The following is a 13,015-nucleotide window of genomic DNA, read 5'->3' on the forward strand; positions in this document are numbered from 1 at the left end:
AACCTCAATAATTTCTGATACTTGTAAAAGCATGATGTAATTTGTTTGGGCACTTTTTACCTGGAGCGTCTTCAACTCCAGAATTTAAATCAAGGCCTAAAGCGCCTTGAAAAAGCGCATCTTTTATATTGTCTGGATTTAAGCCACCAGCAAGCATAAATGGCGTTGTTGCATCGCGAAGTACTGACCAATCAAATACCTTACCTGTGCCACCAGCTTGTGTATCGCTGTGAGTGTCGTACAAGTGTCGGTCAACGCCATTGACAGGAGTTGGTAGCGCATCTTTAATTGCTTGTGCTTTCCAAATTTCACAGTTGTTTGGTAACTGTGTACGCAACGCTTTAATATAATCGTCACTTTCTTTGCCATGTAATTGAACTGCCGCTAACTTTAACACACTTGCAGCGTGAGCAACCTTCTCTGTTGGCTCATCAACAAAAACACCGACAAATTTTAGTGGTGCTGATTGCGTTATGGCTTGGGCGCAATCTAAATCAACACAGCGTGGAGATTTAGGGTGAAAAATTAAACCGCCATATATGGCGCCAGCATTATACGCTGCTTGCGCATCCTGACTGCGAGTAAGCCCACACACTTTATTTTCACCCAAAATAACACGGCGACATGCTTGCTCTAAATCAGCTTCGGCCATCAGCGAGCTACCAATTAAAAAGCCATCGCACAGCGGAGCTAAGCGTTTAACGTCTTGATGGGTATAGATACCTGATTCAGAGATAACGACTTTATCTTCAGGTATTAATTTACGCAGTCTCTCGGTAGTTGCTAAATCGGTACTTAAATCACGTAAATCACGATTATTAATACCAATAATTTTAGCATTCAGGGCAAGTGCTCGGTGTACTTCTTCTTCATTACTTACTTCTGTAAGCACCGCCATATTGAGTGAATCAGCCACTGTGTGAAGTGCTGTATATTCTTCATCATTAAGTACAGAAAGCATAAGTAAAATTGCATCGCCACCATAAATGCGGGCCATGTAAACCTGATACTCATCTATAAAAAAGTCTTTACAAATAAGAGGCTGCTCAACTTGGCTGCGTACAAACTCAAGGTAATCAAAGCTACCTTGAAAATATTTAGTGTCGGTGAGCACGCTCATGCAACTTGCATATTTTTTGTATGCTGCAGTGATTTCGGTTAAATCAAAAGGTTCTCTTATTAACCCTTTTGAAGGGGATGCTTTTTTACACTCTAAAATAAATTGAATCCCCGGTGCAGCCAATGCGCTATAAAAATCGCGACTGGTAGGCACAGCCTGATCTTTGAAGCTTTCAAGCGGACGTGCGGCTTTTCGTTCGATTAATTCTAGTTTTTTATCAGCAACAATTTTGTCTAATACATTAGCCATGACTTACCTCAATAATTGCATTTAATGTGTCCATGGCTTTGCCTGAACTTAAAAGTGAGTGTACTGCCTGAGCGCCAGCTTTAAGCGAATCGGCTTTTCCTGTTAGGTATAAAAGTGCAGCAACATTGACCACAATAGCGGCATTATGAGCGTCAGTGCCTTTGCCTTGTAAAATAGCAACACTTGCATCAGCGTTATATTGTGGGCCTCCACCTGCTAGTTGTTCAAGTGAATAGTTTGCAAGGTCAAAGTCGCTTGGGTTGAGCGTGTACTGGGTTATTTCACCGTTGTTTAATTCAACAACATGCGTTGACCCGTGAAGAGCAATTTCGTCAGTGCCTGAACCATGCACGACCATTGCGCGTTTAGTGCCTAATGTATTAAGCGTTTGTGCCATAGGCATACATAGCGACTCGTCGTACACACCTAGTAATTGCACATCAGGTGCCGCTGGGTTAGCAAGAGGGCCTAAAATATTAAAAATTGTACGTGTTTTGAGTGTAGTACGTACGCCCATCGCATGACGAACACCGCTGTGATAATGAGGCGCAAACAAAAACGTAAAGTGTGTTTGCTCAAGGCATTTTGCTGCTTGTTCTGGGCTCATATCTATATTAATACCGAGCGCTTTGAGTAAGTCGGCAGAGCCTGAGTTACTCGACACACTGCGGTTGCCGTGTTTTACCACGTTGATACCTGCTGCAGCTGCAACAATAGCGGCGGTGGTACTGATATTAATTGTGTTTGACCCATCGCCACCGGTGCCGCAGCTATCTGCAAGTTGTGTACAGGTGGTATTAAACGCGACTGCGTTTTCACGCATGGATGCTGCAGCTCCGGCTATTTCATCACTAACTTCACCTTTCATTTTAAGACTGATTAGTAATGCTGTTAGCTCGATATCGCTCATATTACCTTGCATAATTTCATCAAATAGCGCTTTTGATTGGCTGTAGTTGAGTGATTGCTTTGTAATTAACTGTTCAATAGCGCTTTGAACATTAAGGAAAGTGGGTAATTGTGTACTCATAATGTCCTCTTTATTTATTAGTTGTTAAGTAGGCAACACTTTGTTGCAGCAACAAGGCACCATTAGGCGTTAGTATTGATTCAGGGTGAAACTGGTAACCCAACGCACTGTCACCATGGTGATAAATAGCCATTGGAATGTCTTGATATTGTGCTATTACGTTTATGCTATCGGGCACCTTCGTGGCCATTAATGAATGGTAACGTGCTACCGGCATTGTTTCGCCCATATTTTCAAAAACAGGATGTGCGTTTAATTCAATAATTGACGACTTACCATGTACGGTTTCACCTGCGTGACCGATTACTCCGCCATAACTTTGTGTTAAAGCTTGTTGCCCTAAGCAAATACCGAGCACTGGAAAATGGCCTTTACACAGCTGAATAAGATCCATCAAGCAGCCTGCATCGCTGGGTGTGCCTGGACCTGGTGAAAGCACAAGTAATACTTGGCCTTGCTCTTGACTCATTTTATTAAAGATAATGTCGGCACTTATGTTATTTCTGTATACAACAAGTTCACCGCCTAACATGGTTAGCTCGTCTACTAGGTTGTAACTAAACGAGTCAAAGTTATCTAAAAAGTAAATTTTGATTGGCTGTGATGCACTCATGTTATACCACCTCGTAAGTTGATTTTATGGCGGTAATGACCGCTTGCGCTTTGGCACGTGTTTCGTTAGCTTCAGATTGCGGGTCTGAATCAAATACAACCCCAGCCCCAGCTTGAACAAAGGCCATGTTGTTTTTAACAAAAGCAGAGCGAATAACAATACAGCTGTCCATTGCGCCATCACCGGTTAAATAACCCACTGCGCCTCCGTAACTGCCACGTCGTTTTCCCTCTGTTTGGCGAACAAGTTCTGCGGCACGTACTTTGGGTGCGCCTACCAATGTACCCATGTTCATACACGCCTGGTAAGCATGCAGTGCATCTAGTTCTGGTTTTAGTGTGCCAACAACACGTGAAACCAAATGCATAACCTGCGAATAACGGTCTACTTTTAAGAGCTCTTTTGCATGACGAGTCCCTGCAACACTAATACGCGCTACATCGTTACGGGCTAAGTCAACAAGCATTAGGTGTTCTGCCCGTTCTTTTTGATCGTTTCTAAGTTCAAGCTCAATACGACTATCCAAGTCAGGATTTATTTGCCCATTAGCAAACTTACCACGAGGGCGAGTCCCTGCAATTGGATATACTTCTACCTGTTGGTTATTAACATCATATTTAAGTGCCGATTCGGGCGATGCACCAAATAAAGCAAACTCTTCGTCGCGCATGTAAAACATGTAAGGGCTTGGATTTTGTTGTTTTAATTGGCTGTACGCATGTAAAGCGTTAGGGCAAGGCAGAGAAAAAGTTCGAGAGGGAACAACCTGAAAAATATCACCGTCAACGATGTTCTTTTTTAGTTTTACAACTTGTTCGCAGTAAGTTTCGTCACTTATGTCTACATTAACGTCGCATTCCCCTTTGTTTAATGGGGCGCTGTACTGGGCTGCGTTATCGCAAAGACTGTTTAATCGCTCCAGTTGCTTACCTACTTCAAAACAGTTTGCGTGTACGTCTGGGCCGTTAAACACATTACCAATCAGTTCTGTGGTTTGTTTTTGATGATCAATTACAACGAGTGTTTCAGCTAAATAAAATACATAGTCAGGGCAGCTGTTTTCGCCATCAGGCACATCACTTAACTGTTCAAAGTTTGCAACCATGTCGTAGGCAAATACACCGCCTAAAAATAAAGAGAATGGATTGTTAGTGGTGCTTTTGATTGATTTTATACAGGTTCGTAGGGCACTAAATGCGTTATCCGCTACTAATTTACTGGCTTCATCAATGTCGTTATGTGTACTTAAGTAATTTAGGGTTAGGCTTGTATCGTTTAGCTCGGCTTTACAGTTTTTAACATTAGCTTGTAAGTAACTTAACAGCTGCTGCCCATTGTTTGATTGGGCTGTAATTATGACTGTTTTGCCTTGGCAAACGATGCGTAATGCACAATCGACTAAAATTAAACTTTTTACACTGTCTTTAGAATCAATTTCAGCTGATTCAAGTAGCAGTGAGTTGGGTTTATCAAGCGCTGCGTATAATGCAAGTGGGCTACTAATGTAATCGCGTGTTTGCGTAATACTGGTTACTTCACCCGGTGTAGTTGTTATATGACTAAAAATCAAACCTCATTCCCTCAAAAAATTAAACCCCGCAATGCTGTGCAATGCGGGGTTTGAATAACGTATCTAAATTACAAACAGATCATTACCGTCCCGCTATACCAGGCGCCACCACCAATGATGTGTAAGAGTAAGACCGTTATTCATGTTTTTCTGCCTCAAATTTATTATGTATTTATTAAAATTTAGTTATAAAAAAACCCGCATGTTTGCGGGTTTTGAAATTTTGTCAGACACGACAATTCATCACCCGATAATTACGAGTGCCACCACCAGATTGTGTTTAGGTTTGAATTGTTCATAGTATTTAATTCTTGATGTGTCTTAAAGTGGCTACAGTAAAACGTATCTTGTGCTTTTGTGTCAAGTGTTTATTAAAAACAATTTAGTGAAAAAACTTGTTATACTTGCATAAACACCTTTAAACCTTAATTTTAAGCAGTTTTCTTTTGATAAAATATGATTTACATAGTCACACCACACATTCAGACGGGCATTTAACGGTTGAAGAATTATTAAACCGTGCGGTAGATAAAAACATTGATGTGTTTGCTATTACCGATCATGACACTGTGGCAGCTATTAAGCCGGCTCAATCATTTATTAAGTCAGAGAATCTTCCGCTGTCATTAATTACAGGCACAGAGATATCGACAAAATGGGAAAGTTTTGAGATTCATATTGTAGGCTTAAACATAAATGTCGATAACGAAGAGCTCAATGCTTTATTATCAGCACAGCAACAAAAGCGCGAAGAGCGGGCAACACAAATAGGCTTTCGTTTAGAAAAAAATGGCTTTGAAGGCATTTATGACCAAGCTAAAGAGCTTGCTGTAAATGGACAAATTACACGCGCTCATTTTGCACGTGCATTAATGCAGCGTGGAGTAGCTAAAAATTTCCCTGGGGTATTTAAAAAGTACTTAGGGCGAGGTAAAACAGGATACGTACCAAGTTGTTGGTGTGATATGCAAACTGCTGTTAATGCAATACATGCAGCAGGGGGCGTTGCAGTGCTTGCCCACCCGAGTAGCTATCGAATGTCTAATAAGTGGTTGCGTAAACTGTTAATTGAATTTAAAAACGCAGGTGGCGATGCAATGGAGGTAGCACAACCTCAGCAAGCACCCAGCGAGCGCCAGTTTTTGGGCGAACTTAGCCGAGAGTACAAACTATTATGTTCGCAAGGCTCTGATTTTCATTTTCCAACAAGCTATTTAGAGCTTGGTAAAAATTTATACTTACCCAAAGATTGCCAAGGTGTCTGGCAAGTTTGGGAAGGACCAAAAGGGGCATTAACATGAGTCAAATATTTCATATTCACCCAGATAACCCACAAGCAAGACTAATAACTCAGGCTGTTGATATAATAAAGCAAGGAGGCGTTGTTGTTTATCCTACAGATTCGGGCTATGCGATTGGCTGTAATATTGGTAATAAGCAAGCTAAAGAGCGTATAGAGCGTATTCGTGGAATTGATAAGAACGACAATTTTACGCTTGTATGCCGTGATTTATCAGAGTTATCAACTTATGCACGTGTTGATAATCAACTATTTAGGCTAATTAAAAATAATACGCCGGGCCCTTACACCTTTATTTTCAAAGGCACAAAGGAAGTTCCTAAGCGTTTATTAAACGATAAGAAAAAAACGATTGGTATACGTGTTATTGAGCACCCAATAGCATGTGCTCTTTTAGCTGAGTTAGGCGAGCCACTCATGTCGTGTTCGCTTATTTTACCAGGGCAAGAATTTACAGAATCGGATCCTGACGAAATTTTAGATAGGCTTGATAAACACGTCGATCTTATTATTCACGGCGGATACCTACCAGAGCAAGCAACAACGGTAATTGATTTGTCTGAAGACGATGTAAAAATACTGCGTGTTGGCTGTGGTGATGTGAGCCCGTTTGAGTAAATAAACGTGACATCAACAACTAAATACCCACCAGTAATTGATGAGCCAGTGCAGCAAAATCTGCCACTGGCTTTTTTGCATGGAAAAGCCGTTGTTGATAAACCTGAAGACTTATATATTCCACCTGACGCACTCGAAGTTATTTTAGAAACCTTTGAGGGGCCGCTTGATTTACTTCTTTATTTAATAAAAAAACATAAGCTTGATGTACTTGAGCTCTCAATATTCAGTATTACAGAGCAATATGTTAGTTATGTTGAAATGATGAGCGAGTTTCAATTAGAGCTCGCCGGTGAATATTTAGTCATGGCGGCATTATTAGCACAAATAAAATCACGCCTGCTACTTCCTGTCCATGAAGAGCTCGAAGAAGAGGAAGATCCGCGTGCCGAACTTATTAAACGCTTACAAGAATACGAGCAATTTAAAAAAGCAGCTGAAAACCTAGATGACATTCCTCGTGTTGGGCGTGATATTTTTGTTGCCCGTGCCGTCATGCCTATTAACGACGATACAAACCAAAACCTACCCGAAATAGAGCTTAAAGATTTAATGCTTGCCCTGAGTGAAGTAATGGCAAGAGCTAAAACCTTTGAACATCATCAAATAACAGCAGAAGTTTTGTCAACCCGTGAGCGCATGAGCCAAATATTACACCAACTCTCCAAGGCAAATAGCGCAATAGTATTTAATGAACTTTTTAAAGTATCAGAAGGTCGCAGCGGGGTTGTTGTAAGCTTTATAGCTATGCTTGAGCTAATAAAAGAAGGACTAATTACTTGTCTGCAAGTTAACGCAGAAAGTTTAATTTACGTCAGTCTTAGTGAATAGCCGCTGCGAATAAACACTTTAATTTCCTTAATTTAATTTTCGCCAACCACTTTTGTGCATATATGCACAGAAGCTGTTTGTTAACGCTATTTTACTAAATGACAATCTTCTATATCTTGTGTGTATTACAACACAGGATATTAATTATGGTTAAAAATACGCCGCTATCTTATGGATTCGTCGCCATTACTTTGCACTGGTTAATGGCCCTTACTGTTATAGGCTTATTTGGCTTGGGTTTATACATGGTCGAACTTACCTATTATGACAGCTGGTATAAAGGCTCCCTAGATTTACATAAAAGTATAGGTATTACGCTTGCAGCCGTTTTGGTTTTTAGGATTTTATGGCGCGTTTTATCTGTTAATCCAAAACCTTTAGGAACAAACTCTAAAATAAACCAACTGGCACACACGGCTCATGTAGTTATGTACATATTATTGGCTGTTATTGTGGTAGCGGGGTACTTAATTTCAACTGCAGACGGACGACCGATTGAGGTATTTATGCTGTTTAATGTATCCGCCCTTGATTTTGTTTTTGATGATCAAGCTGATATTGCAGGAAAAGTTCATTACTACGGTGCATGTATATTAATTGGGTTTGTTATTTTACATGCGCTGGGTGCGTTAAAGCACCATTTTATAGATAAAGATAAAACGTTAACAAGAATGATTACCCCATTGAAGGAAGATTAATATGAAAAAATTACTAATAAATACGGCCGTATCTGCGGCTCTCGTTTTATCAGCATCGGCTGCAAATGCTGCTGAATATATTATTGATACAAAAGGGGCACACGCTTTTGTGAACTTTAAAATAAAGCATTTGGGATACAGCTGGTTACACGGGCGATTTAATACGTTTGACGGTGAATTTAATTACGATGCAGAAAAACCTAATGCGTCACAAATAATGGTAAATATAGACACAACGAGCCTTGACTCTAATCATGCAGAGCGTGATAAACACTTACGTGGTAAAGATTTTTTAAATGTTGATAAATACCCAACTGCTACGTTTAAAAGTACTAAAATCACGTTTAATGATGCTAATTCAGGCAAAGTAACTGGTGATTTTACATTGCATGGTGTAACAAAAAGTATCACCTTTGAAATAGACAAAATCGGTGAAGGCCAAGACCCATGGGGTGGTTACCGTGTAGGCTTTGAAGGCGAAACAAGCCTTAAATTAAGTGACTATGGTATTAATTATAATTTAGGGCCTGCGTCAACTCATGTTGATATAGGATTATTTATTGAAGGTATTCGTAAATAAGCTGGGCTGTCACTAAATAATTAACCTTTAAAGCGCCGCATTAAGCGGCGCTTTTTGGTTTAATTCATTCTTGTTTTTAGCAATGGCTTTAAATGCTCGGGCAACCACTTTGATAGTGCATGAATGTATTCATCTGTTTGTTTTATTACCTTAAGATGTTTGTTTAGCAAAGCAATATTTTTAATACCTTGTTCGGTTTTAGTGCAACCAATATAGCCATAACTTAACGCAGGTGCTTCAGTTAACGGCCTTTGGGTTAAGTTATTTTGAAAGTTCATTGATTTAGCTAAATAAAAATGTTCACTTGGGTAGCCAAGTAAAATATCAATGCGTTTTAAATTAAGCATATAGGTAAGACTAGCTAAGCTATCTCGGGTAGGGCGAATAACAATATCAACATCGGGCGTTGAATTAACTATACGATCAATAGCTTCCCCATAAGAGCGACTTAAAGAAACGCCTAATGTTAGCTTTTTCTCTTGCAGTAAATCATACAAAGAGACCTCAGTGTCGTTTTTAAGCGATAGCGCACTCGCTAGTTTTTTATGAAGTGCAACAGAGGGAGACAAACCCACTGTAGAACTCTCTTGAGTAAACACCATTTGCTGCTTTCTGTTTTCGTTTTTGTAAAGAGAGAGCACACACGCGTCATTAGTTTTATCTGAGAGTGTTTGAATTAACTTGCTAGCAGGCACTACAACACGGTTAAATTCAACATGAGGTAGTTGGTCTTCGAGTAATTTAATGATTGTTTCGTCGCGGCCTTGGCCCTGATATTTACCATTTAAAATATAGTAGGGCGCAAAATCGTTGGTTAACCAGTTAATTGTTTGAGCATGGCACAATGAAGTTAGAAAAAAATAAGGTAAAAGAGTTAAAAATACACGTAACATTACAGCAACCAACGAATGTAATTGAGTTAGTGTTTTAACACCTAAGTATTAAAAAGTAAAATGCCAGCAACAAGGCTGGCATAGTATTATCAATAATCTCGTCAATCCACGATGAAAACTGTGTTTAGCTGGCTTTTAACCATTTCACAAACTGACGTGCATCACTTGCTTTTTGAAATAATGCATTTTTTAAACCTTGCGTATCACTAAAGATAACACGATGTTTATTAACTGAAATTGATTGCACAGGATGTGCAATTTGGATCATAGATCCGTTATATTTATAAGACATAATAAAACTCACTTTATTCTTGTAATTTATTCTGCGCTATTTTTATAGCAGATTGCAGTCAATAAATTAACGATGTTGTGTTTAGCTTCATTACAGTGTTGACGATCTTTATGACACTTTTACGATGATAGTAAAATTCATCTCGGTATTATTTAAGGGGTACTCGCCGTACAATAACTTAGCTTTCAAATATACGTTGTGCGGGGCTTACTGGATCAGGGTAAATAGGTTAACCGCGGTGGTTTCTTAAACCAGATGGGGAATTTAACCTAAATAATAATTACGCGCAAGTTATTTGTATAAATATATAAAACATAGATTTTATTAACTGGTTAAATACGTTGATTTACGACTAAAAGGAATAGTATGCATTGCATAATAGTCAGTGATATTTACGGCAAAACGCCTGCTTTACAGGACTTTTGTAAAGCATTAAAGACGAAGTTTACCCTTGTTGAACCCTATGGCGGAAAAGAGCAAGCTATTGAAAGTGAAGAAAATAACTATAAAAATTTTATACAGGCGTGTGGTCATAACGCGTATACAACAATGTTGCATAAAAAATTTGATAGACTCACAGCACCTACAGTTTGTATCGCCTTTAGTGCTGGGGCTAGCGCTGCGTGGCGAGCTCAGTTATTAACAGGCAATTCACATCTTAAAAAAGTGGTTGGCTTTTATCCATCGCAAATACGAAACTACTTAAATTTAAAAGCCAATGTGCCATGTGAATTTATTTTTCCTTACCATGAAACACACTTTGATGTTACAGCTGTTATTAATGAGCTTAATAAAAAGCAAAACGTAATTTGCCAACCAACAGATTATTGTCATGGATTTATGAACAAGCGTTCTTTAAATTATGACGAGCAGGCTTACCAACACTTTTGCGACTATTTGAAGTCTAATGAGTTCTCATAATCCTGGGTGAGGTATGTTTCAATTTAAAAAGTAAAACATTTTAAAGTGTATTAGTTAATTCTTTTGTTATGTTTGGAAAGTCAGAACGGTTTTTATATTCTGTGTATAAAGAAGCAAAAATACTACTCCGTGAGAGTTTATCAAGATCTCTGATAAACGTTTTAGCGTTTGAACGTGCTGTTCTACAGCATAGTTGATAGGCTTTTATTACTTCCGCGAGGGTTTGACCTTGCTGTTGAAGTGCTAAATCGGCTTCAACAAAAAACGCAGCGCCTGTCCAATACACACGTTGTTGAGCACCTTGATTCCACATATCAGCAGAGAGTTCACTTAAAGGCTGCGATTTGGTTTTACTTTGTAGTCTAGCTCTATCAAAACCAGCATTTAATCGTTGGACAAATTGCGCTTGGGTTATTACACCGCTGTCACGCATAATTACGTTTTGCATGTAACTGGCAAACCCTTCACTTAACCAAAAAGCAGAGTAGGGGAAAAGCGGCAAATATAAATGCGATAGCTCGTGATATAGGGTCCAGTCTTTAGTCAATGCATTTAGACTAGCATACCTGTCTATGTGTAGTTCAAGTCCATCCGGGTTGCTTCGCTTGACTATTGCCCATGGTACAGGCTCAAATGCAAAATATTGCGGCTTTAAATAAATAGGCAAGGTAGTTTGCTTTAAAGGCCCAAGCGTATTTTCAGCTTTTTTTACGCTTTGCTCAATCCAAGTAGAGACAACTTGTTGGCCATTTTTAGATAGCGAGTTAAGCTGGTGTATATCAACCTCAAGGGCATAGGTGCTTAAAGAGCTTATAAATAACCACGTCCAAAATAACTTCATTAAAACCCCTCATTATATTTAAAAACTTATACGAACCGTACATGCTATAAGACCACCGTTTCGTCTACATTAGCACACCGTATTTGTTATTTTTTAAACTGATACCAACTATAAAAAGGCAATTAAAGACACATCCCAATTAACATGTTTTAATCGTACTTATACATTGATTTATAGGCTTTAGTAATGCAATACCAACATATAAAAATGCCAGAACAAGGGCAACATATAACGGTAGATGAGCAAGGGCAGTGGGTTATTCCTTCAGAGCCTGTTATTGCCTATATTAATGGAGATGGTGTAGGGCAAGATGTCATGCCTGTTATGAGAAATATTGTAGATTGTGCTATTACACACTGTTACCAAAACAAACGAAAAATACATTGGATGCAAGTTTTTAATGGTGAGCAGGCAGCCAAGCTTTACGATGGTGATTGGTTTCCACAAGAAACAATACAAGCGGTAAGAGTATGTAAAATAGCAATAAAAGGTCCGTTAACAACCCCCTTAGGCGGAGGGTTTAGGTCTTTAAATGTTGCCTTGCGCCAAGAAATGGATTTATTTGTAAACATGCGTACCATCAAAGGACTGAGTGCTTTGCCTTCTCCATTAAAAAATCCCTTTTCAACTAATATTACCGTGCTTCGTGACAGTAGCGAAGATGTATATTCTGGCATTGAGTGGCAAGCTGGCAGCATTGAAAGTGAAAAAATGCTCGACTTTTTATGTGAAGAAATGGGGGTTACACGTCTTAGATTTTCACAAGACTGCGGGATAGGTATAAAAAATATATCCAAAGAGGGCTCTGAACGATTAACACGTTTTGCTCTTAATTTTGCCCTTAATAACAATCGAGACTCTTTAACTTTTGTTCATAAAGGCAATGTTCTTAAGTTTACAGATGGTGCATTTAAACGCTGGGGCTTTGCGCTTGCCAAAAAAGAATTTAATGCTATTGAGCACGAAAATGGCCGATGGCTAAAAATTGATCGTGATGGTCAAGCACCCTTAATAATTAAAGAAGTCATTGCCGATAACATGTTACAACAATGTTTAATGAACCCTGAGCAGTTTGATGTTGTGGCAACAACAAATCAAAATGGGGATTTTTTAGCTGATATGCTCAGTGCTCAAGTGGGCGGTGTGGGTATTATGCCAGCGGCAAATATGAATAATGATGTGGCTTTTTTTGAGCCTACTCATGGCACATTTGAACGCATTGCAGGGCAAAATAAAGCGAATCCAAGTAGTAGTATTTTGAGTGCAGTACTTATGCTTAAATTTATGAAGTGGGATGAAGCGGCGTTAACTATTGAAAATGCCTTAGAAAAAACGTTAGCAAGCGGGCATGTTACTTTTGATCTAGCCCAGCAGGGCAGTGATACATCAACAATCCATAACTCGACAACCTTAAGCTGCACAGACTTTGCAAATAAGGTTATCGAGCACTTTTAAACAC

At 39.1% G+C, this 13,015-nt stretch carries 14 protein-coding genes; 7 read left to right on the plus strand and 7 right to left on the minus strand.

All coding sequences use genetic code 11. The annotated features are described in order from the left end of the window. Positions 1-4: 4 nt before the first annotated feature. The 4 genes from trpCF to ATS76_RS08695 are packed head-to-tail and all read right to left on the minus strand — an operon-like array spanning position 5 to position 4,582. Complete coding sequence (trpCF, locus tag ATS76_RS08680; RefSeq protein ID WP_058551810.1) at positions 5-1,369, minus strand: bifunctional indole-3-glycerol-phosphate synthase TrpC/phosphoribosylanthranilate isomerase TrpF; 1,365 nt, start codon at positions 1,367-1,369, stop codon at positions 5-7. Next, a complete protein-coding gene (gene trpD / locus ATS76_RS08685) occupies positions 1,362-2,399 on the minus strand; it encodes an anthranilate phosphoribosyltransferase (protein ID WP_058551811.1) in 1,038 nt (345 codons plus the stop codon). Before trpD ends, trpCF begins: the two co-directional genes overlap by 8 nt. Positions 2,400-2,409: 10 nt before the next feature. Next, the gene (locus tag ATS76_RS08690; protein WP_058551812.1) at positions 2,410-3,012 is read right to left on the minus strand and encodes an aminodeoxychorismate/anthranilate synthase component II; all 603 of its coding nucleotides are present in this window, start codon (positions 3,010-3,012) and stop codon (positions 2,410-2,412) included. A gap of 1 nt (position 3,013) precedes the next feature. Then, a complete protein-coding gene (locus tag ATS76_RS08695; protein ID WP_058551813.1) occupies positions 3,014-4,582 on the minus strand; it encodes an anthranilate synthase component 1 in 1,569 nt (522 codons plus the stop codon). A 446-nt stretch (positions 4,583-5,028) separates the two neighbouring features. Here ATS76_RS08695 and rnm point away from each other — a divergent pair, with 446 nt between their 5' ends. The 5 genes from rnm to ATS76_RS08720 all read left to right on the plus strand — a co-directional run bounded on the left by rnm (position 5,029) and on the right by ATS76_RS08720 (position 8,609). Beyond that, positions 5,029-5,883, plus strand: coding sequence for an RNase RNM (gene rnm / locus ATS76_RS08700; RefSeq protein WP_058551814.1), 855 nt, complete (start codon positions 5,029-5,031; stop codon positions 5,881-5,883). Then, positions 5,880-6,500 carry an L-threonylcarbamoyladenylate synthase gene (locus tag ATS76_RS08705; RefSeq protein ID WP_058551815.1) on the plus strand — a complete coding sequence of 207 codons (621 nt, stop codon included), beginning with the start codon at positions 5,880-5,882 and terminating at the stop codon, positions 6,498-6,500. The genes rnm and ATS76_RS08705 overlap by 4 nt, the downstream gene beginning before the upstream one ends. Positions 6,501-6,506: 6 nt before the next feature. After that, the gene (locus tag ATS76_RS08710; protein WP_201023498.1) at positions 6,507-7,331 is read left to right on the plus strand and encodes a segregation and condensation protein A; all 825 of its coding nucleotides are present in this window, start codon (positions 6,507-6,509) and stop codon (positions 7,329-7,331) included. A 146-nt stretch (positions 7,332-7,477) separates the two neighbouring features. Further along, positions 7,478-8,029, plus strand: a complete 552-nt coding sequence (locus tag ATS76_RS08715) for a cytochrome b (protein WP_058551816.1) — start codon at positions 7,478-7,480, stop codon at positions 8,027-8,029. Between the two features lies 1 nt (position 8,030). Continuing rightward, entirely contained in the window at positions 8,031-8,609 is a 579-nt protein-coding gene (locus tag ATS76_RS08720) for a YceI family protein (RefSeq protein ID WP_058551817.1), read from the plus strand. A 59-nt stretch (positions 8,610-8,668) separates the two neighbouring features. On the opposite strand, the gene ATS76_RS08725 is transcribed toward ATS76_RS08720, so the two are convergent. Beyond that, positions 8,669-9,502 carry a TIGR02285 family protein gene (locus tag ATS76_RS08725; protein WP_058551818.1) on the minus strand — a complete coding sequence of 278 codons (834 nt, stop codon included), beginning with the start codon at positions 9,500-9,502 and terminating at the stop codon, positions 8,669-8,671. Positions 9,503-9,626: 124 nt separating this feature from the next. After that, the gene (locus ATS76_RS19250) at positions 9,627-9,770 is read right to left on the minus strand and encodes a hypothetical protein (protein WP_008113633.1); all 144 of its coding nucleotides are present in this window, start codon (positions 9,768-9,770) and stop codon (positions 9,627-9,629) included. Positions 9,771-10,160: 390 nt separating this feature from the next. On the opposite strand from ATS76_RS19250, the gene ATS76_RS08730 reads away from it, so the two are divergent. Next, complete coding sequence (locus ATS76_RS08730; protein WP_058551819.1) at positions 10,161-10,715, plus strand: hypothetical protein; 555 nt, start codon at positions 10,161-10,163, stop codon at positions 10,713-10,715. A gap of 40 nt (positions 10,716-10,755) precedes the next feature. Here the strand turns inward: ATS76_RS08730 and ATS76_RS08735 are convergent, their stop codons facing one another. Continuing rightward, positions 10,756-11,556 carry a M61 family metallopeptidase gene (locus ATS76_RS08735; protein WP_058551820.1) on the minus strand — a complete coding sequence of 267 codons (801 nt, stop codon included), beginning with the start codon at positions 11,554-11,556 and terminating at the stop codon, positions 10,756-10,758. 186 nt (positions 11,557-11,742) lie between these two features. On the opposite strand from ATS76_RS08735, the gene icd reads away from it, so the two are divergent. Beyond that, complete coding sequence (gene icd / locus ATS76_RS08740; RefSeq protein ID WP_058551821.1) at positions 11,743-13,011, plus strand: NADP-dependent isocitrate dehydrogenase; 1,269 nt, start codon at positions 11,743-11,745, stop codon at positions 13,009-13,011. Positions 13,012-13,015: the final 4 nt, after the last annotated feature.

Source organism: Pseudoalteromonas sp. 10-33 (genome assembly GCF_001469195.1).
GTDB lineage: Bacteria > Pseudomonadota > Gammaproteobacteria > Enterobacterales > Alteromonadaceae > Pseudoalteromonas.

Excerpts from the sequence above, each read along its gene's own strand:
- trpCF (WP_058551810.1), bottom strand. The coding sequence starts at position 1,369 with ATGGCTAATGTATTAGACAAAATTGTTGCTGATAAAAAACTAGAATTA.
- trpD (WP_058551811.1), bottom strand. The coding sequence starts at position 2,399 with ATGAGTACACAATTACCCACTTTCCTTAATGTTCAAAGCGCTATTGAA.
- ATS76_RS08690 (WP_058551812.1), bottom strand. The coding sequence starts at position 3,012 with ATGAGTGCATCACAGCCAATCAAAATTTACTTTTTAGATAACTTTGAC.
- ATS76_RS08705 (WP_058551815.1), top strand. The coding sequence starts at position 5,880 with ATGAGTCAAATATTTCATATTCACCCAGATAACCCACAAGCAAGACTA.
- ATS76_RS08715 (WP_058551816.1), top strand. The coding sequence starts at position 7,478 with ATGGTTAAAAATACGCCGCTATCTTATGGATTCGTCGCCATTACTTTG.
- ATS76_RS08720 (WP_058551817.1), top strand. The coding sequence starts at position 8,031 with ATGAAAAAATTACTAATAAATACGGCCGTATCTGCGGCTCTCGTTTTA.
- ATS76_RS08725 (WP_058551818.1), bottom strand. The coding sequence starts at position 9,502 with ATGTTACGTGTATTTTTAACTCTTTTACCTTATTTTTTTCTAACTTCA.
- ATS76_RS19250 (WP_008113633.1), bottom strand. The coding sequence starts at position 9,770 with ATGATCCAAATTGCACATCCTGTGCAATCAATTTCAGTTAATAAACAT.
- ATS76_RS08730 (WP_058551819.1), top strand. The coding sequence starts at position 10,161 with ATGCATTGCATAATAGTCAGTGATATTTACGGCAAAACGCCTGCTTTA.
- ATS76_RS08735 (WP_058551820.1), bottom strand. The coding sequence starts at position 11,556 with ATGAAGTTATTTTGGACGTGGTTATTTATAAGCTCTTTAAGCACCTAT.
- icd (WP_058551821.1), top strand. The coding sequence starts at position 11,743 with ATGCAATACCAACATATAAAAATGCCAGAACAAGGGCAACATATAACG.